This is a genomic window from Nocardia sp. SYP-A9097 (assembly GCF_009649815.1).
Taxonomy (GTDB): Bacteria; Actinomycetota; Actinomycetes; order Mycobacteriales; family Mycobacteriaceae; genus Nocardia.
Genome location: NZ_WJIC01000022.1, coordinates 105,054 through 127,365, shown reverse-complemented (window position 1 = coordinate 127,365; position 22,312 = coordinate 105,054). Strand labels below are relative to the sequence as shown.

At 67.3% G+C, this 22,312-nt stretch carries 18 protein-coding genes, 1 rRNA gene and 3 pseudogenes; 14 read left to right on the top strand and 8 right to left on the bottom strand.

The features are described from left to right. The first annotated feature begins 6 nt into the window (after positions 1 to 6). The 3 genes and pseudogenes from rrf (at position 7) to GFY24_RS31375 (ending at position 3,692) form a co-directional block, all read left to right on the top strand. A 5S ribosomal RNA gene (gene rrf, locus GFY24_RS31385) occupies positions 7 to 123 on the top strand. A 1,357-nt stretch (positions 124 to 1,480) separates the two neighbouring features. Beyond that, positions 1,481 to 2,467: pseudogene (locus tag GFY24_RS31380) on the top strand (hypothetical protein); the annotation flags it as partial. A 319-nt stretch (positions 2,468 to 2,786) separates the two neighbouring features. Beyond that, the gene (locus tag GFY24_RS31375; RefSeq protein WP_153808713.1) at positions 2,787 to 3,692 is read left to right on the top strand and encodes an HAD-IIA family hydrolase; all 906 of its coding nucleotides are present in this window, start codon (positions 2,787 to 2,789) and stop codon (positions 3,690 to 3,692) included. Between the two features lie 15 nt (positions 3,693 to 3,707). Here GFY24_RS31375 and GFY24_RS31370 read toward each other — a convergent pair whose 3' ends face one another. Continuing rightward, entirely contained in the window at positions 3,708 to 3,974 is a 267-nt protein-coding gene (locus tag GFY24_RS31370; protein WP_153808712.1) for a hypothetical protein, read from the bottom strand. 138 nt (positions 3,975 to 4,112) lie between these two features. Between GFY24_RS31370 and GFY24_RS31365 the strand changes: the two genes are divergently transcribed. Genes GFY24_RS31365 through recN form a run of 4 tightly spaced genes read left to right on the top strand, consistent with a single transcriptional unit; the run spans position 4,113 to position 8,106 of the window. Further along, on the top strand, positions 4,113 to 4,379 hold the full coding sequence (locus GFY24_RS31365) for a hypothetical protein (RefSeq protein WP_194853088.1): 267 nt from the start codon (positions 4,113 to 4,115) through the stop codon (positions 4,377 to 4,379). A 1-nt stretch (position 4,380) separates the two neighbouring features. Further along, entirely contained in the window at positions 4,381 to 5,319 is a 939-nt protein-coding gene (locus GFY24_RS31360; protein ID WP_309231566.1) for a TlyA family RNA methyltransferase, read from the top strand. Then, entirely contained in the window at positions 5,283 to 6,356 is a 1,074-nt protein-coding gene (locus tag GFY24_RS31355) for an NAD kinase (protein ID WP_375336127.1), read from the top strand. Before GFY24_RS31360 ends, GFY24_RS31355 begins: the two co-directional genes overlap by 37 nt. After that, the gene (recN, locus tag GFY24_RS31350; RefSeq protein ID WP_309231564.1) at positions 6,334 to 8,106 is read left to right on the top strand and encodes a DNA repair protein RecN; all 1,773 of its coding nucleotides are present in this window, start codon (positions 6,334 to 6,336) and stop codon (positions 8,104 to 8,106) included. Before GFY24_RS31355 ends, recN begins: the two co-directional genes overlap by 23 nt. Positions 8,107 to 8,378: 272 nt before the next feature. Here the strand turns inward: recN and GFY24_RS31345 are convergent, their stop codons facing one another. The 6 genes and pseudogenes from GFY24_RS31345 to GFY24_RS31320 form a co-directional block, all read right to left on the bottom strand. Then, complete coding sequence (locus tag GFY24_RS31345) at positions 8,379 to 11,045, bottom strand: LuxR C-terminal-related transcriptional regulator (protein WP_309231563.1); 2,667 nt, start codon at positions 11,043 to 11,045, stop codon at positions 8,379 to 8,381. A gap of 53 nt (positions 11,046 to 11,098) precedes the next feature. Continuing rightward, positions 11,099 to 12,340: a benzoate/H(+) symporter BenE family transporter gene (locus GFY24_RS31340; RefSeq protein WP_375336125.1), complete on the bottom strand. Its 1,242-nt coding sequence runs from the start codon at positions 12,338 to 12,340 to the stop codon at positions 11,099 to 11,101. Between the two features lie 204 nt (positions 12,341 to 12,544). Continuing rightward, the gene (locus GFY24_RS31335; RefSeq protein ID WP_153808707.1) at positions 12,545 to 13,336 is read right to left on the bottom strand and encodes a 1,6-dihydroxycyclohexa-2,4-diene-1-carboxylate dehydrogenase; all 792 of its coding nucleotides are present in this window, start codon (positions 13,334 to 13,336) and stop codon (positions 12,545 to 12,547) included. Between the two features lie 38 nt (positions 13,337 to 13,374). Beyond that, a pseudogene (benC, locus tag GFY24_RS31330) lies at positions 13,375 to 14,366 on the bottom strand (benzoate 1,2-dioxygenase electron transfer component BenC); the annotation flags it as partial. 13 nt (positions 14,367 to 14,379) lie between these two features. Continuing rightward, positions 14,380 to 14,886, bottom strand: coding sequence for a benzoate 1,2-dioxygenase small subunit (benB, locus tag GFY24_RS31325; RefSeq protein WP_153808706.1), 507 nt, complete (start codon positions 14,884 to 14,886; stop codon positions 14,380 to 14,382). Between the two features lie 10 nt (positions 14,887 to 14,896). Beyond that, positions 14,897 to 15,611, bottom strand: a pseudogene (locus GFY24_RS31320) (RHO alpha subunit C-terminal catalytic domain-containing protein); the annotation flags it as partial. Between the two features lie 5 nt (positions 15,612 to 15,616). On the opposite strand from GFY24_RS31320, the gene GFY24_RS31315 reads away from it, so the two are divergent. Genes GFY24_RS31315 through pcaD form a run of 5 tightly spaced genes read left to right on the top strand, consistent with a single transcriptional unit; the run spans position 15,617 to position 19,461 of the window. Continuing rightward, positions 15,617 to 16,702: a muconate/chloromuconate family cycloisomerase gene (locus tag GFY24_RS31315; RefSeq protein WP_309231569.1), complete on the top strand. Its 1,086-nt coding sequence runs from the start codon at positions 15,617 to 15,619 to the stop codon at positions 16,700 to 16,702. Between the two features lie 17 nt (positions 16,703 to 16,719). After that, positions 16,720 to 17,031, top strand: a complete 312-nt coding sequence (gene catC, locus GFY24_RS31310) for a muconolactone Delta-isomerase (RefSeq protein WP_153808703.1) — start codon at positions 16,720 to 16,722, stop codon at positions 17,029 to 17,031. A 41-nt stretch (positions 17,032 to 17,072) separates the two neighbouring features. Further along, entirely contained in the window at positions 17,073 to 17,888 is an 816-nt protein-coding gene (locus tag GFY24_RS31305; RefSeq protein ID WP_309231562.1) for a CoA-transferase, read from the top strand. Between the two features lie 53 nt (positions 17,889 to 17,941). Further along, positions 17,942 to 18,664 (top strand): CoA-transferase subunit beta, encoded by a 723-nt coding sequence (locus GFY24_RS31300; RefSeq protein ID WP_153808734.1) that lies wholly within the window; start codon positions 17,942 to 17,944, stop codon positions 18,662 to 18,664. After that, positions 18,661 to 19,461, top strand: a complete 801-nt coding sequence (pcaD, locus tag GFY24_RS31295; RefSeq protein ID WP_309231560.1) for a 3-oxoadipate enol-lactonase — start codon at positions 18,661 to 18,663, stop codon at positions 19,459 to 19,461. Before GFY24_RS31300 ends, pcaD begins: the two co-directional genes overlap by 4 nt. Before the next feature lie 81 nt (positions 19,462 to 19,542). On the opposite strand, the gene GFY24_RS31290 is transcribed toward pcaD, so the two are convergent. Then, positions 19,543 to 19,962 (bottom strand): SRPBCC family protein, encoded by a 420-nt coding sequence (locus tag GFY24_RS31290; RefSeq protein WP_153808702.1) that lies wholly within the window; start codon positions 19,960 to 19,962, stop codon positions 19,543 to 19,545. A 186-nt stretch (positions 19,963 to 20,148) separates the two neighbouring features. On the opposite strand from GFY24_RS31290, the gene steA reads away from it, so the two are divergent. Together steA and GFY24_RS31280 are read left to right on the top strand one after the other, a co-directional pair. Next, positions 20,149 to 21,360, top strand: a complete 1,212-nt coding sequence (gene steA / locus GFY24_RS31285) for a putative cytokinetic ring protein SteA (protein ID WP_153808701.1) — start codon at positions 20,149 to 20,151, stop codon at positions 21,358 to 21,360. Positions 21,361 to 21,371: 11 nt separating this feature from the next. After that, positions 21,372 to 22,292 carry a copper transporter gene (locus GFY24_RS31280; protein ID WP_153808700.1) on the top strand — a complete coding sequence of 307 codons (921 nt, stop codon included), beginning with the start codon at positions 21,372 to 21,374 and terminating at the stop codon, positions 22,290 to 22,292. Positions 22,293 to 22,312 lie beyond the last annotated feature (20 nt).

Here is a 22,312-nt window from a genome sequence, read left to right as displayed (position 1 = left end):
TAGAGTTACGGCGGCTATAGCGGTGGGGAAACGCCCGGTCCCATTCCGAACCCGGAAGCTAAGGCCACCTGCGCCGATGGTACTGCACTCGACAGGGTGTGGGAGAGTAGGACACCGCCGGAACATCCTTCGTGAAAGGGGACCCACTTGTTGGGTCCCCTTTCTGCGTTTTACGACCCGGTGCCGCTTGGCGGCTCAGCGGTGCGTGATTGAATTTGTGGTGGCGGGAACGTCCCGCCGACCGTCACGCGCGCCAGCGCCGCGGCCGGGTACCGCAGGCAAACTATAGAGAGGGACCACCGTGGCGGAGCATAACGACGGCCGCAAACCTTTCCGCCGTAGCGGCGGATCCGATCGGCCGGAAGGCGGATTCAACCGCGGTGGTCGCGACAACGCGGGCCGCGGTGACAATAACGAGCGTGGCGGCTACACCGGTGGTCGCGATAATGCCGGTGGCCGTGGAGGTTCCGGTTCCGGTCGATCCGGTGGCAGCGACAACCGTGGCGGCTTCAACCGCGACAACCGTGAGGGCGAGCGCGGCGGTTTCAACCGCGGCAGCTCCGATAATCGCGGTGGCGAGCGCGGTGGATTCAACCGTGGCGGCGACACCGGCGGGCGGGGCGGTTTCAACCGTTCCGGCGAGGGCCGGGATAACGATCGTGGCGGATTCCGTCGCGACAATGACAGCAATTCCGGTGGTCGCGGCGGTTTCAATCGTGGCAGCTCCGACAATCGTGGCGGCGAGCGCGGCGGATTCAACCGTGACAGCGATAACCGTGGTGGTTACAACCGTGGCGCTGGCGAGAGCCGGGGCGGATTCAATCGCAGTGAAGGCCGCGACAATGAGCGCGGCGGATTCCGTGGCGGCGAGCGTCGTGAGGGCGAGCGCGGCGGTTTCAACCGCGGCAGCTCCGATAGTCGTGGCGGCTCCGATAATCGCGGTGGCGAGCGCGGTGGATTCAATCGCGATCGCGATAACCGTGGTGGGGACAGCCGGGGCGATAGCCGCGGTGGGTTCAACCGTGGTGGCGGTGACAGCCGTGGCGGTTTCAACCGCGACAGCGAGAATCGCGGCGGTGACCGCGGCGGCTTCAATCGTGGCGGTGACAACCGTGGTGGTGACAGCCGCGGTGGATTCAATCGCGGTGGTGGTGACAGCCGTGGCGGCGAGCGTGGTGGGTTCAACCGCGACAGCCGCGATAACGAGCGTGGCGGTTTCAATCGCGGCAGCTCCGATAGTCGTGGTGGCGAGCGCGGTGGATTCAACCGTGATCGTGACAACCGTGATCGTGACAACCGTGGTGGGGACAACCGTGGTGGGGACAACCGGGGCGATAGCCGTGGTGGCTTCAATCGCAGCAGCTCCGATAGTCGTGGCGGTGAGCGCGGCGGGTTCAACCGCGATCGGGACAATGCCGGTCGTGGTGGCGATAGCCGTGGTGGCGAGCGGGGCGGGTTCAACCGCGATAACCGTGGCGGCGATCGCGATGATGGAAAGAGCTTCGGGCGCAGCGGTTTCGGCGATCGTGGCAATGCCGGTGGCGGGTTCAATCGCGACCGTGGTGATCGTCCCGAGCGCGCTGACCGTCCGGACCGGGATCGTTCCGAGCGGTTCGACAAGTCCGCGAGTGCCGAGAAGCCGGAAAGCTTCGACAAGGTCGAGGGCGCTGAGAAGTCGGAGCGTTTCGAGAAGGCAGAGCGTCCGGAGCGGGCCGAGCGGTCGTTCTCCGGTGGCGACGATGACCGCCGGCGTGGCGGTGAGGGCGCGCGTGGTCCCGGTGCCCGGGGCGGCGAGCGTCGTACGGGTCGCCCGGAGGAGCCGGAGCTGCCCGATGAGGTGCAGGCCGCCGATCTGGATCCGGCCGTGCGCCGCGATCTGCTGAGCCTGGACAAGACCAATGCCGAATCGGTCGCCCGGCACCTGATCATGGTGGCGCAGTTGCTGGATGAGGATCCGGAGCTGGCGCTCGAGCACGCCCGCGCCGCGCGGCAGCGGGCCGGTCGTATCGCCGTTGTGCGCGAAACCGCGGGTGTCGCGGCTTATCACGCGGGTGAGTGGGCCGAGGCGTTGTCCGAGTTGCGTACCGCGCGTCGTATGTCCGGTGGTTCCGGACTGCTCGCGGTGATGGCCGATAGTGAGCGCGGTCTGGGTCGTCCCGAGCGGGCGATCGAGCTGGGCCGCAGTGACGAGGCTCGGCTACTCAAGGGCGATGAGGCCACCGAACTGCGCATTGTCGTGGCCGGTGCCCGCATGGATCTGGGCCAGTTCGATCAGGCCGTGGTCACCCTGCAGACTCCGGAGCTGGATCCGGCGCGCACCGGTTCGGCCTCGGCTCGGCTGTTCTACGCGTACGCCGAGGCACTGCTGGCCGCCGGTCGCCGCGAGGAGGCGCTGACCTGGTTCATGAATGCCGCCTCCGCCGACGCCGAGGGTGAGACCGATGCGGAGGACCGCGCCGCGGATATGGCCGAGGGCGGCTCCGGCAAGTCCGATTGGACCTCCGAGGTTTCGGACGATGAGGATGACGCCGACGAATCGGACTGGACCGCACAGGTCGAGGACGGCACCGAGGACGATGAGGACGCGGAGGACGACGAAGACGACTTCGACGCCGCCGGCGATGCGGACGACGCGGCCGAAGGCAGCGACGGCAAGAAGTAGGAACCGGCCGAGTTGGTCGGCGAGGCAGGACAGGCTGTGACATCGGCCTAGTAGGCTGGCCGTCCCCGAGCACGGGGGCGGCCGACCTGTTGGTGGCGGCCGGGAACTTGGGAGAGGTTGCGTAATGCGGCTACGGGATCGGTTCGGTGCACTGCTGTTGGATCTGGACGGCACGCTGTATCGCGGTCAAGACGTGATTCCTGGTGCGCCGGAAGCGCTTTCGGTCGCGGGGGAGCAGCAACTGGTCTACGTGACGAACAATGCCAGTCGCTCGGCCACCGCCGTCGCGGTGCATCTGCGCGAACTCGGTTACAGCGCAGTCGAAGACGAGGTTGTCACCAGCGCCCAGGCCGCCGCCCATCTGCTCGCCGCCCGGCTCGAACCCGGTGCGACGGTACTCGTCGTCGGCACCGATGATCTTGTCGATGAGGTGAATGCCGTTGGCCTGCAGCCGATCCGCCGTTTCAACGGTGTCGCCCCGGCCGCTGTCGTGCAGGGGCATTCTCCGGAGACCGCGTGGCCGGACCTGGCCGAGGCCGCGTACGCCCTGCGCGGTGGCGCGCTCTGGGTGGCCGCGAACACCGATGCGACCCTGCCGAACGAGCGTGGTCTGGCTCCCGGCAATGGTTCCATGGTCGCGGCCCTGCGCACGGCCTCGGATCGGGAGCCCATCGTGGCGGGCAAACCCTATGCGCCCCTGTTGGAAGACGCGCTCGTGCGGGCCCGGACGCGGGACGCCCTGGTCGTGGGTGACCGCCTCGATACCGATATCGACGGCGCGCACTGTGTGGGCCTGGAGTCGTTCATGGTGCTCACCGGTGTGAGCACACTCGCGGATCTGCGTACCCAACCGGTCGAACAGCTCCCCACCTATATCGCGGAAACCCTTGACGCCCTGAACCATCCGGTCGCCGATACCGCGCCCATTACCCGCGGCGAAGGCGATATCGCCGATGTAATCGCGGCCCTGCTGGCGAAGAACCCGGGCCGCGCCATTGCCGTCTCGGCACCGCCCGCTGCGCGGGACTGAGTACCTACCTGGGCTTCACTGCACCAGATGTCCGGATGCCTGCTGGTCACCGGATCGAACGCCCGGCGAACGGTGGCAGCCAGATTCGGTGGCCACCATGGTCCGCGGTGGGTACTCGGCCTCGGCGAGCACCTCGCCACCGGCGGTCCGGATATCCAATGCCGCCCGTGTGGTGGCCAGTCGCCGCTGCTCACCGACTCGCCCGGCCGGCCAGGAGAAATCCCGGCCCGCGACGGAGACGGCCGCTGCCTTCGCGATCAGCTCGAGGAAGTCGCGGTCCATTTGCCCGATTCTGCCGGGGCGGTACCCCGATTTCCGATGCCCGGGCCGGGAGCGCGGCAAGCGACCGACCGGGACACGAAATGAACCTTGTGGGCTGGATACTGTTCGAATGCGAGTTCGGGTAGCGTTGGTGCCACGATGAGTATGCCCACGTCTTATCCGCAGCGTCCCGCGCCGGGTCCCCCTCCGGGGATGCCGTTGCCGGGACAGCATTTGGCGGGTGCGAATCAGGAGTTCGCCGATCCAGCGCGGGTGCGCGCGGATGTGGACGCGCTGCTCGCCGAATTGTCGGCGGGTGCGCGGGATTCGGCGTCCGATGGCACGGATATGGTGCGGCGCGCCAAGATTCTGGAGCAGGCGCACGATGTGCTGGTGCAGGCGCTGGCAACGGTGGACAAGATCTAGGGTGGCCAGGCGCGCACGGGTGGACGCGGAATTGGTTCGCCGCGGATTGGCGCGATCGCGGGAGCACGCGGTCGAACTGATCACTGCGGGACGTGTCCTGATCAATGGAACTGTCGCCACCAAACCGGCGACCGGTGTCGAGACCTCGGCCGCGCTATTGGTGCGCGATGAGCCGGATGAGGTGCAGTGGGCCTCGCGTGGCGCGCACAAGTTGCTCGGCGCGCTGGAGGCTTTCGAGCCACACGGTGTTTCGGTGGACGGTAAGCGTTGCCTGGATGCGGGTGCGTCCACCGGCGGCTTCACCGATGTCCTGCTGTCGAAGGGTGCCAAGGAGGTGGTCGCCGCGGATGTCGGCTACGGCCAACTGATTTGGCGTCTGCAGAACGACGACCGCGTAAAAGTGCACGACCGCACCAATGTTCGTGCCCTGACGCCCGAACTCATCGGCGGCACAGTCGATATGGTGGTCGCCGATCTGTCGTTCATCTCACTCGCGCTGGTGCTGCCCGCACTGGCGGCCTGCTGTGCGCCCGGGGCGGATCTGCTGCCCATGGTGAAGCCTCAGTTCGAGGTGGGTAAGGATCGGCTCGGATCCGGTGGCGTGGTGCGTGATCCGGTATTACGGGCGGAGACGGTGCGCGAGGTCGCGGCCGCCGCGGCCAAGCTGGGCCTGCGTACCCGCGGTGTGGTGGCGAGTCCGCTGCCCGGTCCGTCCGGGAATGTCGAGTACTTCCTCTGGTTGCGTAAAGAAGCGACGGGATCGTCCGTCGCACAGGAATATACCGAACGGTCAGATGGTGTTGGCGCCGTCGAGGAGAGCTTGTCGGTGCCGGGCGATACGGTGTCCGCTGCGAGCGCTGTCCCCTCCGCATACAGTGCGGAGGAACAGGCTCGAGTAGCGGCATTGATCGATCGGGCGGTGGAGGAGGGACCACAGTGAATTCGCGGGGCGCCGCACGGGAGATCCTGCTGGTCGCGCATCCCGGGCGGTCCGAGATCACCGAGACCGCGCATCGGGTGGCCAAGATATTCGACGAGGCCGGTATCGGGCTGCGGGTGCTCGAGGACGAGGCCTACAGCACGCGTTTCGATCTCGACGACGCCGGAGCGGCGAACGGATATCCGGTGCGCGTCATGGCGCACGGTCCGGATGCCGCGGTCGGCTGCGAGATAGTGCTCGCGCTCGGTGGCGACGGCACCTTCCTGCGCGCGGCCGAGTTGGCGCGGGACGCTTCGGTGCCGGTGCTCGGAATCAATCTGGGCCGCATAGGTTTTCTCACCGAGGCCGAGGCCGAGCATTTGGACGAGGCGCTATCGCAGGTGGTGCGCGGGGATTACACCCTCGAAACGCGTATGACCATCGATGTGTGCGTCCGGGTCGACGATGTCATCGTCGAGCGCGGCTGGGCGCTGAACGAGGCCAGTATCGAAAACGCCGCGCGCATGGGCGTTCTCGAAGTGGTCCTGGAGGTGGACGGCCGACCGGTGTCCTCTTTCGGCTGCGACGGCGTGCTCATCGCCACGCCCACCGGTTCGACGGCGTATGCCTTCTCTGCCGGTGGTCCGGTGGTGTGGCCCGAACTCGAAGCGCTACTGGTGATTCCGAGTAATGCCCATGCCCTGTTCGCGCGGCCGCTGGTCACCAGCCCGAATTCGCATATAGCGGTGGAAACCGTTGCGACGGGCCATGATGCGATAGTTTTCCTGGACGGCCGACGCACCCTCGCATTGCCGCGGGGCGGCCGGGTCGAGGCGGTCCGCGGGACCGAGCCGGTGCGTTGGGTGCGTTTGGATTCCGCGCCATTCGCAGACCGGATGGTGCGCAAGTTCCAGTTGCCCGTGACAGGCTGGCGTGGCCGCCCGTCTGTGCGATCAGGCGCGGAGGCGGCAGCTCGCGTAACCACGCAGCGCCCGAGTGCAGGCGAGATTGAAAACCGCCGAACGGAGAGCACGAGTGCTGACAGAGATCAGGATTGACGGGCTGGGCGTAATTTCCACCGCCACCGCGCAATTCCACGAAGGTTTGACCGTTTTGACCGGTGAGACCGGTGCGGGCAAGACAATGGTGGTGACGAGCCTGCACCTGCTCAGCGGCGCCCGCGCCGATGCGGGCCGGGTGCGGCTCGGCGCGTCGCGCGCGCTGGTCGAGGGGCGGTTCACCGTGGACGAGGTCCACGAGGGCGCCGTCTCCGAGGTCAAGGAGGTGCTCGAAGCCTCCGGCGCCGAACGCGATGACGACGGCAGCGTGATCGCCGTGCGCACCGTCGGCAGCGACGGCCGTTCGCGCGCTCATCTGGGTGGGCGCAGTGTGCCCGCTTCGGTGCTGTCGGATTTCACGACACCGCTGCTGACGGTGCACGGCCAGAACGATCAGCTGCGCCTGCAGCGACCGGATCAGCAGTTGCACGCGCTGGACCAGTTCGCGGGTGATGGGGTCGCGGCGCTGCTCACCAAATATCAGAAGGTGCGCAAAGCCTGGCTGAACGCCCGCAATCAGTTCCTCGAACGCACCGCGCGCAGCCGTGAATTGGCGCTCGAGGCCGATCACCTCACCCAGTCGCTGAACGAAATCGACTCCATCGCACCGGAACCCGGTGAGGATGAGCGTCTGGTCGCCGAGGTGCGCAGGCTCTCGGATCTGGATTCCCTGCGCGAGGCCGCCTCCGCGGCGCATGACGCGCTGGCCGGTCCCGCCGATACGCCCGGGGAGGGTTCGGGCGCACTGGAATTGCTCGGCGGTGCCCGCGCGCGGATGGAATCCGCCGACGATCCGGCGCTCACCGCGCTGGCTCCCCGTCTGGGCGAGGCGATTTCGGTGGTGGTGGATATGGCCACCGAGCTGAGCTCGTACCTGTCGGATCTGCCATCCGATCCGGGCGCACTGGACTCGATGCTCACCCGCCAGGCCGAATTGAAGTCGCTGACAAGGAAATACGCGCCCGATATCGACGGCGTCATCGCCTGGGCGGATCAGTCCCGCACCCGGCTGGAATCCCTGGACGTCTCCGAAGAGGCGCTCGCCGCCCTCGCCGCCGAGGTCGAGACCGCCGCCGAGAAGGTGCGCGAGGCCGCCCGCAAACTCACCACCGCACGTGCCAAGGCGGCGGGCAAACTGGCCACCGCGGTCAGCACCGAACTCGCTGGACTGGCCATGGGCCGCGCCCGCCTCGAGGTCGAGGTGCGTCCGATGCCGGCCGGGGTACAGGATTCCGCGCCGCTACTGGTCGACGGCAAGGAACTACACGCCGGTTCCACCGGTGTGGACGAGGCGGAATTCCGGCTCGCCGCGCACTCGGGCGCACAACCACTTCCTTTGAGCCGCAGCGCCTCCGGCGGTGAACTCTCCCGCATCATGCTGGCCCTGGAAGTGGTCCTGGCCAGCTCCGAGCACGGCACCACCATGGTCTTCGACGAGGTCGACGCCGGTGTCGGTGGTCGGGCCGCGGTCGAAATCGGCCGCCGCCTGGCCAGATTGGCGCGCACCCACCAGGTCATCGTGGTCACCCACCTCGCACAGGTCGCCGCCTTCGCCGACACGCACCTGGTCGTCGACAAGGTAGATGACGGCAAGGGTGTGAAGTCCGGCGTCCGATCCCTCACCCGCGATGAACGCGTGGTCGAACTGGCCCGCATGCTTGCCGGCCTCGACGACACCGAAACCGGCCGCGCCCACGCCTGGGAGCTACTCACCACCGCCGACGCCGAAAAGATCACCGCCGCAAGCTGATTCGAGGAGTTCCGGCCGAGGGCCGAAACCGGTCCGTACCCGGATCCGATGAACAGGCAGGCGCTGGTGAGCACCGGCACCGCCTAGCACACCGGATCCGATACTGCGCCTCGTCGACGAATCGCACTGCCGCCAGCGGCGGGACGGACGGGTCCGCAGACTGCGGCCGTTGATCTTGCGCTGCGCCCCGCCGTCGCAGCACCGGTGGCAGTGCCCCGGCCGCCAATAGCGCGTTATCAGCCGAGTTCGCGCATGTGCGAGCCGAGTTCGGATCAGCCGAGATCGCGCATGTGCGAGACGAGTTCGGTGCGGGAGCGGATGCGCAGCTTCGCATAGACGCGGGTCAAGTGGTACTGGATGGTCTTGACCGAGAGGAACAGCCCCTCGGCGGCTTGTTTATTGGTTTTGCCCTCGGCGACCAGGGTGGCGACGGCGCGTTCCTGTTCGGTGAGTTCGGAGAGCGGGTCGCGGCTGCGTTTGGAATTGACGCCGGCGGCCTTGAGTTCGCGATCGCAGCGCTCGACATAGGTGTGCGCCCCGAGAGCGGCGAAGGTTTCCCGGGCCGATCGCATCATGGTGTCGGCTTCCCGGCGTTTTCCGGCGCGGCGCAGGGTCTGGCCGTAGGCGAAGGCGATGCGGGCGCGTTCATAAGGCAGTGGCAGGCTCTCGATTTCGCGCAGGGCCTGCTCGAATATCGCTGCGGCGGCGGCGATTCCATCGGTGGCCTCGGCGATCCGGCCTCGCACCGAGCCGAGACGGCCCAGGCTGGAGCGGTGGCCGATGCGGCGGGCATCGTCCTCGTAGCGGCGCAGGAAACGGTCCGCCTCCGCCGCACGACCCGACATCACCAATGCGGTGGCGTATACGTCGGCCCACGGCCAGAATCCGGCCTGATCGCTGTCGGGCGCGACCCGCGCCACCGAGCCCAGCGCCCGGATGACGCCCTCGTGGTCCGCGTGCGCCTCCGCGTACTGGGCGTGCGCCAGCGCGGAGGGGATATGCATGACCAGGTACTCCCGCGAATTGGTGCGCCCGAGTTGCAGGTGCTGGTTCGCCGGCTCGTCCTCGCCGCGCAGGGCGTGGATCTGCGCACCGGTCCAGTGCATGAGCGGCCGGATGAAGTCGAGTCCGGAGGCTTCGGCTTCGGCCACGCCGTGTTCGACGGTGCGGAGTGCGTCGTCCCATTCGCCGAGGGCGAACTGAACGCGGGCCAGCCACACCTGCGCCCAGAGCGAGATGCGCACCGAACCGAATCGAAACGCCGTCGGCACAGCGGATTCCAGTAGCAGCCGGGCGCTGTCGAGGTCGTCGAGAGCCAATGCCAGCCAGCCCTTCGCCATTCGGAAGCGCTGTGATTGCGCGCCCAGTACGGTTTCGGCCAGGTCGTTGGAGTAGGTGCGCGCCGCCGCCTCCAGTTGGCCCGTCATGGCCAGTCCGAGTCCGTTGATGGCGGCGGCCTCGATCGCCTCCGGGGTGGTGGGCGTGGTGAGCCGGGTGACCTGGTCGGCCCAGCGCAGCAATCGCGCACCGTCCCAACGGGTCAGGGCGTCCAGGACGTGCCGCTGGGCGATGGAGGCGGCAACCGATCCGGCGGGTTCGGTGCCGCAGCCGCGCCAGGCGCGGGTGAGCAGGAGTTGGGCCTCGGCGGCGCGGCCGCGCATCATGGCGAGGTAGCCCAGGACCGAATCACGCAGTGCGCCTTCGCCGAAACTCTCGATCTCGGGGACGAACTCCTCGGCCTGCGGGACCCTGCCCGCGCCGATGAGAGCGTCGACGCCGCGAATCAGCCGGTTCTCGCGCAGGGCCGGGGTGGGGGAGATGTGACTGGCTTTGATGAACGCGGCCGCGCAGGCCGCCCATTCGCCGCTGGCGGCGCGGGTGGCGGCGTAATTGTCGAGCCGGTCGGCGAGCGCACCGTCGGCGATGGGTTCGGCGGCGACCAGGTGGCCCAGGCGGACGCCTTCGTCGGCGGCGGATTCGGCTGCGCGGCAGTGCAATTGGCGCATGGTGAGCGGAGTCATGGCGGCCAGCACCGCGGAACGCACCAGGGGAGCGGGGAATTCGATGATCGCCAGCGGGCGGGTGGCGTCGGTGCGGACCAGACCCGTCGCGCAGGCGGCGTCCAGTGCGGCCACCGGATCGTCGATCTCGGCGAGCGCGGCCACCTGTCCGAGGCCGCCGACGATTCCGAGAATCGCCGCGGCCTCGATGAGATGCCTTGCCTGCGTGGTGGTTTCACCCAGTCGCGCGGTAATGGCGGCTTGTTCGGCGCGCGGCACCGGCAGCAGCGGAATCCAGCGGGACCAGAGCTCGGGATCGTTCTCACGCAGCAGGCGCACCAGATATCCCGGATTGCCGCCGGTATGCGCGGCGAGCCGGCGGGCGACCGGCACCGACAGCCGTACCCCTATGAGCTCCTCCGCCAGCGCACTGACGTCGCCGGTTGGCAAGGGCTGCAAGGTAATACAGTGCCGCCGGTGCCGTTCGACGAGTTCCAGGACCGCCGCGGGGTCGCGGGCATCCGGGTCCGCGGTCAGTAGCAGCAGGACGCCTTCGCTCGCACGCTCCAGAGCCGAGGTGAGCGCTTGCAGCGATGCCACATCCGCGAGATGAGCGTTGTCGACGGCGACAATGACCGGCCCGCCCTTGATACCGGCATCGGCGAGCCGGGACAGCAGCGCCCGCCATGCCGGTTCCGGTACGGGGGTGCGCAGCAGTTGTTCGGCGACTCCGAGGGGCGTGTGCTGTTCCCATTGGGCGGCACCGGCCCACAGTGTCGGCAGCTCGGCGTGCTCGCGCAGGAATTGGTTGAGCAGTTCGGTTTTGCCCGCACCCCGGACGCCGTCGATGACCACCGAGACCGCCGCTCCCGCACGGGCCGTGGCCAGTAGCTCGCGCAGTGCGCCGAGTGCCTGGTCACGGCCGTGCAAGGAGATCACCTTTCCACCGTAGTAGCCGGCTTCTGTCCGGATCGGGTGCGGTGCGGCGCTGGTCATGCCGGTTGTGACGGGTCCAGCAGGCGGCTCGCCAGGATTCCGGCGACCAGTCCCCAGAAGGCGGCGCTGATCCCGCCGAAATCGATTCCGGCGACCGTCACCAGGAAGGCGATGAGCGCTCCCATGGTGTGCCGTCCGCTGAACGCGGTCAGAAAGGCGCCGCGCAGTGCCGCCAGCATGGCGAGCCCGGCGAGCCCGCCGATATAGGCCGCCGGCAGTGAGAGCATCAGCGCGACCAGCACGGGTGCGAAGATGCCGGCGACGAGTGCGAGCAGACCGCAGACGATGGCCGCGGTGTACTGCCGCTCGCGCTGTCCGGAGGCGACCAGCAGCGCGTTGGTCGGTCCGGTGAGACAGGTGGAGACCGCGCCGACGCCCGCGCCGAACAGTGACCAGATGCCGCAGGCGATTGTCACCGCGGTCACCGGAACCCGGTGCCGCGCGGCCTCGAGCACCGCGATGCCCTGTCCGTTCTGGACCACCAGCACTGTCACGGCCAGGGGGATCACCAGTTCGGCGAGCGCGTTCGCGGAGAATTCCGGTGCGGTGAATACCGGAACCGCCAGTGGCCCAGCATCATTGAGGGTCGGGGAGAATCCGGTGGTCGAGGCGACGGCGGCGATTCCGGCCGCCAGCGCGCCCAGCACCGGCGGGATGAGCGCCCCGCCGCGTGGCCAGGCCGACAGCAGCACGAAGACGATGATCATCGGCGCGGCCACCCGCGCATTGTGCGAGACGGCCTGCACCAGGCCGGTGCCGAAGTGCAGGAAAACCCCGGCGACCATGGCCATGACGATCGGCGTCGGCAGTAGCTTCATGATCGAGTCCACTAGTCCCGAAAGACCAAGCGCCACAATGAGTATGGCGGTGACCACGTAGACGCCGATCACCTGGCTCCAGGTCATGTGCGGCAGCGCGTTGCCGACCAGCACGGTGCCGGGAATGGTCCAGAAGAAACCGAGCGGGCGGCGGTACACCCAGGACACGAGGATGGTGAGTAGGCCATTGAGGAAGAACGCGCCGAAGATCCAGGACGCCAATTGTGCGGCGGTGAGATGCCCCTGCCCGCCCGCCGTGACGATCACCGCGAGCGGCCCGGTGGCCGAGAAGACCAGGCCGATAAGCCCGTTCGCCGCTGTCCGCGAGTCGAGGTCGCGCAGCACCTGACGGGGTGAGGCGAGCCGAGGTCGAGAGGTCTCGGCCGTCTCGAGGGGGGAGTCCGCGGTCATTTCGCTCATGCTATCGGGGTGGTGCCACCGGAATTCGGCCGAAACGCCGCGATATGGCCTGGTGACGGCGTTTTCAGGGCAGACCGGCCGTCGTTCGTTCGGCCGGTTCCGCGCGAGCGGGCGGGGGAGGGCACGGCGCTTGCGGCGACTGGTGCGCCGCCGTCCGAGGTCGAGCGTGTTCTCACGATTGTGCTCCTGGAAAGGTGATGCCGGTCAGCCTTGGTCGCCGCCGCCGACGGGCAGGATGCTGCCGGTGATGTAGCTGGCCTCGTCCGAGGCGAGGAAGCAGATTGCCGCCGCCTGTTCGTCGAGGGTGCCGTAGCGTTTGAGCAGCGCCGATTCGGTGGTCTGGTCGACAATCTGCTGATACCAGCGGCTCTCCTGATCGTCGGCGGGGCCGGGGCCGCGCGGAATGCGCCGTGGCGGGGCCTGGGTTCCGCCCGGTGCGGTGGCGACGACGCGAATCCCGTACTGCGCCAACTCCATTGCCAGTGCGGTGGTGATGGCCTTGACCCCGCCTTTGGCGGCGGCGTAGGGCACCCGGTTGACGCCGCGGGTCGCGATGGAGGCGACATTGACGATGGTGCCGCCCGCACGCTCGATCATGTGCGGGAGCACCGCCCGGCAGGTCCACAGCGTCGGGAAGAGCGAGCGGTTGATTTCGGCCTGAATCTGTTCCGGCGCATAGTGTTCGAAGGGTCGCGCCCAGATGGTGCCGCCGACATTGTTGATCAGCACGTCGACCCGGCCGAGTTGTTCCAGTGCGGCGTCCGTGGCTTGCTGCGCGCCTTCGTAGTGTTCGAGGTCGGCGGCGACCGAGTGGGCTTGTCCGCCGTCGGCGCGCAGTTCCCGGGCAGCCTCGTGGACGAGTTCGGCACGGTCCACCAGCATGGCCTCGCCGCCCTCGCGGACGATACGCCGCGCGACCGCGAGGCCGATACCCTGGGCCGCGCCGGTGATCATGACGCTGCGACCGGAGAAACGTTCGGGGGCAAAGGAACTCATGATGCCGCCGCGGTGAGATCGCGCACGCCCGAGGTGGCGAACTTCTCGAAGTACAGATTGGCGGGGGTGATGCCGAGCTCGTGCAGCCGGGTTCGCACGGCCTCCACCATGGGCGGTGGCCCGCACAGATAGATATCGACCTCGCCGTCGCGCAGGTGCTCGCCGGTGAAGTGGTCGGTGACATAGCCCCGCTTGGCAGCGGTCGATGCCGGATCGGAAACGCAAGTGTCGTAACGGAAGTCGGCGAGCGTCTCGGTGAATTCGGTCAGCCGGTCGAGCTCCACCAGATCGTCGTCCTGGTTCACGCCGTAGAGCAGGCGTACCGGCTGCGCGTCGCCCCGAGACCGCATGGCTTCGAGGATCGACAGTATGGGCGCGAGCCCGGTACCGCCCGCGAGCAACAGCACCGGCCGGGTGACCTCACGCAGGAAGAAGCTGCCGCGCGGCCCGGTGAAGGTCACCGTATCGCGGACCCGGGCGCGGTCCCGCAGATACTCCGACATGGCGCCCTCGTCGAGCAGCCGCACGAGGAATGACAATTGGGCACTGTCGGGGCCGGTACTGAACGAATACGACCGTGCCGCAGTGGTTTCGGGCACCTCGACATTGACGTATTGACCGGGCAGGAAGGCCAGGGACTCCCGGTTCTCCACCTCGACGGTGAAACCCGCTGTGCCCGTGTAGAATCGCTCGATCGAGACGATTCGTGCGGTGAATGCCACCGCCCCGTCTTGGCGAGTTCGGAGGTGCCGGAGACACGCAGCGCCAGATCGCTGCGCGGGGTCATCTGGCAGGGCAGGCAATACCCGGCCTCGGCCTCTTCCTCGGTGAGTGCGTCGTCGATATAGAAACCGCCGTCGTAACTACCGGATTCGCAGAATGCCTTGCAGGTTCCGCAGGCACCGTCGCGGCAGTCCAGGGGAATATTGATGCGTGCTCGATAGGCGGCATCGGCGACGAGTTCGTCGGCGTCGCAGGGGACGAAACGGGTGACGCCGTCCTCGAAGCCCAGGGCCACTTGATAACTCATGATCGGCGCGCCCTCACACGTGGTAGATGTCGACGACATGGTGGACGTAGTCGTTCTTCAGCACGACCTTCTTCTTGCGAATCAACGGTCGCTCGCCGCCGAAATCGATGGTGTAGAAGGAGGTTCCGAAGTACGTGTCCAGGGTGTTGTAGCGGAAGTAGAGGGTGAACCAGTTGAATCGCACCTGCACCGTGCTGCCCTCGTACGCCAGCACCTCGACATTCGAAATATTGTGTCCCGTACGGGGTTCGGGCAGGCTGGTGGCGCTGGAGCGGTCGGTCTTGATGCGGAAGACGCGGTCCTCGATACCGCCGCGATTGGCGTAGTAGATGAGCGAGATCTCGGTCATCGGGTCGACGGTGAGGTCGCCGTCATCGGCCCAGGCGGGCATCCAGAATTCGGCGTCGGGGTGATAGCACTCCACCCATTCGTCGAATTCGTGGTCGTCGAGGTGCCGGGCTTCGCGATAGAGGAAGGACTCCACCGCCTCGCGGGTGACGGTTTCGCTGACTGCGGTCATGACGGCGCTCCTATTCGCTTGCGGCGGTGGCAGTTTCGAGGGCGGTGCGCAGGGCGGTGGCCCAGTATCCGTGCTGGATCGGGTACAGCCCCTCGTCTTCGACCTTCACGCCGCTGCTGATCGGATTGATGCCCAGCTTGCGCGCGTCCTCGTCCGGTCCGGCCAGTTGATGGCTCACGCCCCGGCTGAGATCGTTGAACGGCGCGTTGGCCGCCGCGTAGGTCTTCTGGCAGGACCGGAATTCCTCGAGATCGTCGGGAGTGGCCATGCCGGTGGCATTGAAGAAGTCCTCGTACTGCCGGATGCGGTTCGCGCGCGCGGCCGGGCTCTCACCCTTGGGGGCGATGCAGTAGATGGTCACCTCGGTCTTGTCCACCGAGATCGGCCGGAAATGCCTTATCTGCGAACCGAATTGGTCCATCAGATAGACATTCGGATACAGGCACAGATTGCGGGAGACACCGATCATCCAGTCGGCGCGATCCACCCCGAACTGGTCGATCAACGCGGCGCGGCGCTCGAACAGCGGCCGGTTCGCGGGGTCGGCCCATTTGGTCCACAGCAGCAGATGGCCGTGCTCGAAGGAGTAGTAGCCGCCCTGCTGTTTGGACCATTTGCCCGCGTCCATGGCCTTGGTGGCATTGCTGGATTCGCCGGTCTCGCGGCGGGTCGGCGCCGTTCTCCGCCTGCAACTTCCAATTGCCGTCGAAGGTGTAGGTGGAGGACCACCATTCTCGATGTGCCGCTGGTGCGTCCGCACAAGTTCGCCACCACCACCATGGATAAGCAGCCGCTGCTGCTGGTGCAGGTGCGCACCGCGGGCGGCACCATCGGCATCGGCGAGGGCGTCGTCCCCGGCGGACCGTGGTGGGGCGGCGAGTCGGTCGAGACCATGCAGGTGATCATTGAGAAATACCTGGCCCCGGTGGTGCTCGGCCGCCGCGCCGACGAGATCACCGGCATTATGCTCGATCTCGAAAGGGTGGTCGCCGGAGCCCATTTCGCGAAGGCGGCGGTGGATGTCGCGCTGCATGATGCCTGGGCGCGGGCGCTCGGCGTACCGGTGCACACCCTGTTGGGCGGCGCCTTCCGCGACAGCATCGAGGTGACCTGGGCGCTGGGCGCGGCCCCGGTGGCGCAGATTGTCGAAGAGGCACAGCACAAACTGGATCAGCGGCTGCACTACAGCTTCAAACTCAAGATGGGCGCGCTGGATCCGGCCGAGGACACCGCCCGCGTGGTCGCGGTGGCCACCGCACTGCGCGGGAAAGCCGGTGTGCGCGTGGATATCAACGCCCGCTGGGACCGGCTCACCGCACTGCGCTACCTGCCCGCGCTGGTCGAGGGCGGCGTCGAATTGATCGAACAGCCCACTCCGCGTGAGCAATTCGAGGTACTCGCGGAGCTGAATCGGTTGCTGCCGGTGCCGATCATGGCCGATGAGAGCGTGCAGAGTCCGCATGACGCGCTCGAGGTGGCGCGCCGGCGGGCCGCCGATGTGATCGCGGTGAAGACCACCAAATGCGGCGGGCTGGCGCGCAGCCGGGAAGTGGTGGCGATTGCCCGCGCCGCCGGAATCGCCTGCCACGGAGCGACCTCCATCGAGGGGCCGATCGGCACCGCCGCCTCGATTCACTTCGCCTGCTCGCAACCCGGAATCGACTACGGCTCCGAGCTTTTCGGTCCGCTGCTGTTCGCCGAGGAGCTACTCGTCGAACCATTGCGCTACGCCGAGGGACGGGTGGGGTTGCCCGCCGGGCCGGGCCTGGGAGTCGAGCTGAATCCGGACGCCGTCAAGACGTTCACCAGAAACTGACAGGAGTACGAAAACCCATGGCGCTCTTTCATATCCGCATGGATGTCCGCATTCCGCGGGACCTCGACCCGGTCGTGCGCGCGGAGACCGTCGCGCGCGAGAAGGAATACAGTCAGCAGCTGCAGCAGGCGGGAACCTGGCGGCATATCTGGCGAATCGTCGGGCAGTACAGCAATATCAGCGTCTTCGATGTCGCCTCCGCCGACGAATTGCACGAGATCCTGTGGAACCTTCCGCTGTTCCCGTACATGGATATCCAGATCATGCCGCTGACCCACCACGGCTCGGATATTCATCCCGCCGACTCGGCGCTGTCCGTGAGTAGGTAAGCGGCACAGCGTCTTTCCATCTCGAGAGTAAGGAGCAGGTTGTGGCGGCGCTCATGCGATTGCCCGACGCGGTGGCCGAACTGGTGCACGATGGGGACACCGTCGCACTGGAGGGCTTCACCCACCTCATTCCCGTCGCGGCGGGCCAGGAGATCATTCGCCAGCGCAGGCAGAATCTCACACTGGTGCGCATGACCCCCGATATTGTCTACGACCAGCTCATCGGCGCGGGATGCGCACGCGCGCTGATCTTTTCGTGGGGCGGCAATCCGGGAGTGGGTTCGCTGCACCGGTTCCGCGACGCCGTACAGCACGCCTGGCCGGCCCCGCTGCGGATCGAGGAGCATTCGCATGCGGGCATGGCCAATCGGTATGTCGCGGGTGCCTCCGGGCTGCCGTTCGCCGTGCTGCGCGGCTATGTCGGCACCGATCTGCCCACCATCACCGACACCGTCAAACCGATCACCTGCCCGTTCACCGGCGAAAAGCTCACCGCCGTACCGGCACTCAATCCCGATGTGACGATCGTGCACGCCCAGCGCGCCGATCGCAGCGGCAATGTGCAGCTGTGGGGTCTGCTAGGGGTGCAGAAGGAGGCGGTGCTGGCCGCGCGGCGCAGCCTGGTCACCGTCGAGGAGATCGTGGACGAATTGACGCCCGTGCCCGGCGCGATCGTGCTGCCGTCCTGGGCCGTCACCGCGGTCGCCGAGGTGCCCGGCGGCGCGCATCCGTCCTACGCCCAAGGGTATTCCGAGCGCGACAACGAGTACTACGCCGCTTGGGATGCCATCGGTAAGGACCGCGACGCCTTCACCGCCTGGCTCGATCAGCATGTCTTCACCGGGAGCAACGCGTGACCGCCGCCGAGATCGCACACGAGGCGCCCGTCGCCGAGTACACCGCCGATGAAATGATGACCATCGCGGCGGCCCGTGCGCTGAACAATGGCCAGAGATGCTTCGTCGGCATCGGATTACCCTCCACCGCAGCCAATCTCGCGCGTACTACACACGCGCCCGAGCTGGTGCTGATCTACGAATCCGGCACCCTGGGCTCCAAGCCGTCTCGGCTGCCCGCCTCCATCGGCGACGGCATTCTCGCCGAAACCGCCGATGCCGTGATCAGCGTGCCGGAGGTCTTCAACTACTGGCTGCAACCCGGCCGCATCGATGTGGGCTTCCTGGGGGCGGCCCAGCTCGACCGATTCGGCAATATCAATACCACCGTGGTCGGCGAATACGGCAGTCCCACAGTGCGATTGCCCGGAGCGGGCGGTGCACCGGAGATCGCCGCCTCCTGCGGTGAGGTATTCGTCGTGGTCCGGCAGACGCGGCGATCATTCGTCGAGCGGGTCGATTTCATCACCTCGTTCGGGCACGGCCGAGGCGAGGGGGAGCGGGCGGCATTGGGCCTGCGCGGTGCGGGGCCGACCCTGGTCATCACCGACGTCGGGGTCATGCGACCGGACCGGCACGGCGAACTCACCCTCGTCGCAACGCATCCCGGCGTCACCGTCGAGCAGGTCAGGGCGGCCACCGGCTGGGAGTTGCGGGTCGCCGAGCACCTCGAAACCTCCGCGCCGCCGAGCCCGGATGAGCTGGCGACACTGCGAAACCTGAAGGCGGCCTCGTGAATTCGATCGGATTGCACTACATCGACGAAGGACCGGCGGTAGCCCCCGCGGTCGTCTTCAGCGGTTCGCTCGGCAGTGACCTGCGCATGTGGGAGCCACAGCGAGAGGCATTGCTGGCGGCCGGATTCCGGGTGATCCGCTATGACCATAGGGGACACGGCGATTCGCCGGTCATCGCCGGGCCCTGCACGCTGGACGACCTCGGCTCGGATGTGTCGGCGCTGCTCGATCGCCTCGGCATCGACCGCTGCCACTTCGTGGGCCTCTCACTAGTCGGCATGGTGGGGATGTGGCTCGGTCAGCACGCCCCGGAACGAGTGCACACCCTCACGCTCTGCTGCACCTCGGTGGAGTTGGGCGGACAGGGAACCTATGGCGCCCGGGCGGATTCGGTCCGCGCGCACGGCACCGCGTCGGTGGCGGCCGCGGTCGTGGGGCGGTGGTTCACGCCGGAATGGCTGTCCGAGAACCCCGAGCGCGCAAGGTATTTCGAGGAGATGGTGGCCGCGACTCCGGCCGAGGGATATGCCGCCTGCTGTACGGCCATCGAAACCATGGACCTGGCCTCGGGGCTGATGCGGATCACCGCGCCGGTGCTGGTGATCGCCGGCGACGACGATCAGGCGACGCCGCCCGCACATGGAGAGCAGATAGCGCGGACCGTCGCACAGGGCACGCTGCGACGGGTCGGCCCGGCCGCGCACCTGGCCAATATCGGGCAGCCCGGCGCGGTCTCGGACCTCATCCTTGCCCACATTCGCGCGGAGGTCCGTCGAATGGATACGGCCGCAGGATGATTCGACGCGCGCCGACACCGTTACCCTCCGCGCGGCAACTTCGATGCGGAGGGTAACGGAGCAGGCGTTATCCGAGCGTGCCTACTTGACGGCCTTGCGGGCGCCGCTGAGGAAGGTGTTGATCAGGCCCTTGAGGCCGAGTTCGAGGGCCTTGGCCGGAATGGGCAGGCTGGGCTCGGACTCCATGGTGTAGACGACGCGGGTGCCGCCGGGTGCGTCGGTGAAGGTGATGGTGCCGACGTGCTGCTTGACCGGCGCGCCCTTGATGACGCGGTAGACCATGCGCTCACCGGGGACCAGTTCGGTGGTCTCCTCGGTGATGCCGACTCCGGCGAGGCCGATGAGGTACTGCGCGCCGACGCCCGACGGGCTGCCGACTCCCGGCTTCTTGAGCGAAATCTGTACCGGCAGATAGGAATTCAGGGCGTCGCGATCGCTGAAGAGTTGGTAGACGACCTCGCGCGGAGCGAATAGGACAGTATCGACGGTGGTGCTGGCCATAACGGTGGGTCTCCTCTCGAACCGTTGCGGTGAGCTTATCCTTACCGACGGGTAAGAAGACAGTCTCGATCTCACTGTCTCGAGGCTGACAAATCCCTTCAGCCCCACTGGTATCACTGTGACGAATGCCGAGCGGTCGGCGCGCCTTCACCAATGGTTGAGAGTTTGCGGTAAAGATCGATCGTTATGAAGATGCTGGCCCTGCTGTCGCGCACCACCGAAACGCTGCCCGGAATCACCGGGATGGCCCGGGTCGACCGCAATACCAGGCGTCTGCTGCAGCGCATCGGACCAGGTGACGTGGTGGTTCTGGACGAGATGGACCTGGATCGGCTCACCGCCGACCGGCTCGTCGAGGCCGGTGTCGCCGCGGTCGTCAATGCCTCGCCGTCCATCTCCGGGCGTTACCCGAATCTGGGGCCGGAGGTGCTGGTGGCCAATGGCATTCTGCTCCTGGACGCGCTCAGCTCCGATGTCTTCACCAAGATCAAGGACGGCGCGAAGGTCCGCATCGACGGCAGCGTGGTCTTCGCCGACAAGGTGGTGAAGAAGGAGCCCGAGGCTCTGGTCGAGGGCATCGAACTCACCGAGGCGGCGATTGCCGAGCGCATGGTCGAGGCGCGCAACGGCCTGGCCGATCATCTGGAAGCCTTCGCGGGCAACACCATCGAATTCATTCGCACCGAAAGCTCGCTGCTGATCGACGGTATCGGCGTGCCCGAGGTGAGCATCGACATGAAGAAGCGGCATGTGGTGGTGGTCGGTGACGGACCCGATCACGCCGAGGATCTCAAGCGCATCAAGCCGTTCATCAAGGAGTACGCGCCCGTGCTCATCGGCGTCGGTCGCGGCGCGGATACCTTGACCCGCCATGGATATCGCCCCGATCTGATCGTCGGCGATCCCGAGGAGATCACCGCCACCACCCTCAAATGCGGGGCCGAGGTGATCCTGCCCGCCGATACCGACGGGCACGCAAAGGGTTTGGAGCGCATCCAGGATCTGGGTATCGGCGCGACCACCTTCCCGTCCTCGGGCGCACCCGCCGATCTGGCGCTGCTGCTGGCCGATCATCACGGCGCGAGCCTGATCGTCACCGCCGGTGCCGCGGTCTCGCTGGACGACTTCTTCGATCGCGGCCGCCGCGACTCCAATCCGGCCACCTTCCTGACCCGATTGAAGATCGGCACCAAGCTCATGGACGCGAAAGCCGTTGCGGCGCTGTACCGGCACCGCGGCTCCGGCTGGGCCATCGCCCTGGTGGTGCTGGCCGCGCTGGTGGCTTTGATCGTGGCACTGCTGGCCACACATATGGGTGGTGAGGCCACCGCCTGGATCACCGATACCTGGGATCGCGGCTCGCACTGGATACACGGCCAGCTCGACGTGCACCTCTAGGTAGGGGACGCATGATTTCCTTTCGCCACCACGCGGTTTCGATCGCGGCCGTCTTCCTGGCCCTGGCGGTCGGCGTGGTGCTCGGCACCCGCACACAGAGTGCCGGATTCTTCGCCGGCTCCGCGGATCGGCAGCAGGTCGACGCGCTGACCGCCGAGAATGCCAGGCTCACAGAGCAATTGAAGGCGGCCGACGGCTTCCTGACCGGTGCGGCGGCCAAGGTGCTCGCAGGCAGTCTCGGCAATAAGACAGTGCTGGTCTTCACCACCCCCGACGCTGACAGCGCCGATGTGGATACCGTCACCACCGCGCTCACCACCGCGGGCGCGACGGTCACCGGGCAGGTTGCGCTCACCGGAGCGTTCACCGACTCCTCCGAGGGCGATCGGCTGCGCACCGCGCTCACCAATGTGGTTCCCGCCGGCGCGCAATTGCAGATCGACGCCGCCGATCAGGGCAGCCTCGGTGGCGACCTGCTGGGCCAGGTGCTGCTGACCGATCCGGTGAGCAATCAGCCGCGCGGCACCGAACAGGAACGCGGGCTGGCCCTGGAGACACTGCGCGGCGGCGGTTTCCTGACCTTCGCCGAAGTGCACCCGGCTCAGCTGGCGGTCGTGGTCACCGGTGCGGGCGCTCGCGCGGACGAGAATCATCGCGGAACCATCATCGCCAGGTTCGCCGGAGGGTTGCGGTCACACGGTGCCGGGGTGGTCCTGGCGGGCCGTTACGGAGCCGCCGAGGGCCCCGGACCGATAGCCGTGGCGCGCTCGGAGGCCCCGCTCGCGACCATCACCACCGTGGACAATGTGGACCATGAGATCGGCCGCATCACCACGGTCCTGGGCCTCACCGAGCAGCTGAACGGTGGCACCGGGCGATACGGCACCGGTGACAAGGCGACCTCGCTCACAGTCGCCGCCATGCCGCGCTGACCGAATCCCGCCCAGCTCCG

Bases quoted from the DNA above. Each gene is read 5' to 3' on its own strand.
- GFY24_RS31375 (WP_153808713.1), top strand. From the start codon at position 2,787: ATGCGGCTACGGGATCGGTTCGGTGCACTGCTGTTGGATCTGGACGGC.
- GFY24_RS31370 (WP_153808712.1), bottom strand. From the start codon at position 3,974: ATGGACCGCGACTTCCTCGAGCTGATCGCGAAGGCAGCGGCCGTCTCC.
- GFY24_RS31365 (WP_194853088.1), top strand. From the start codon at position 4,113: ATGAGTATGCCCACGTCTTATCCGCAGCGTCCCGCGCCGGGTCCCCCT.
- GFY24_RS31340 (WP_375336125.1), bottom strand. From the start codon at position 12,340: ATGAGCGAAATGACCGCGGACTCCCCCCTCGAGACGGCCGAGACCTCT.
- GFY24_RS31335 (WP_153808707.1), bottom strand. From the start codon at position 13,336: ATGAGTTCCTTTGCCCCCGAACGTTTCTCCGGTCGCAGCGTCATGATC.
- benB (WP_153808706.1), bottom strand. From the start codon at position 14,886: ATGACCGCAGTCAGCGAAACCGTCACCCGCGAGGCGGTGGAGTCCTTC.
- catC (WP_153808703.1), top strand. From the start codon at position 16,720: ATGGCGCTCTTTCATATCCGCATGGATGTCCGCATTCCGCGGGACCTC.
- GFY24_RS31300 (WP_153808734.1), top strand. From the start codon at position 17,942: ATGATGACCATCGCGGCGGCCCGTGCGCTGAACAATGGCCAGAGATGC.
- GFY24_RS31290 (WP_153808702.1), bottom strand. From the start codon at position 19,962: ATGGCCAGCACCACCGTCGATACTGTCCTATTCGCTCCGCGCGAGGTC.
- steA (WP_153808701.1), top strand. From the start codon at position 20,149: ATGAAGATGCTGGCCCTGCTGTCGCGCACCACCGAAACGCTGCCCGGA.
- GFY24_RS31280 (WP_153808700.1), top strand. From the start codon at position 21,372: ATGATTTCCTTTCGCCACCACGCGGTTTCGATCGCGGCCGTCTTCCTG.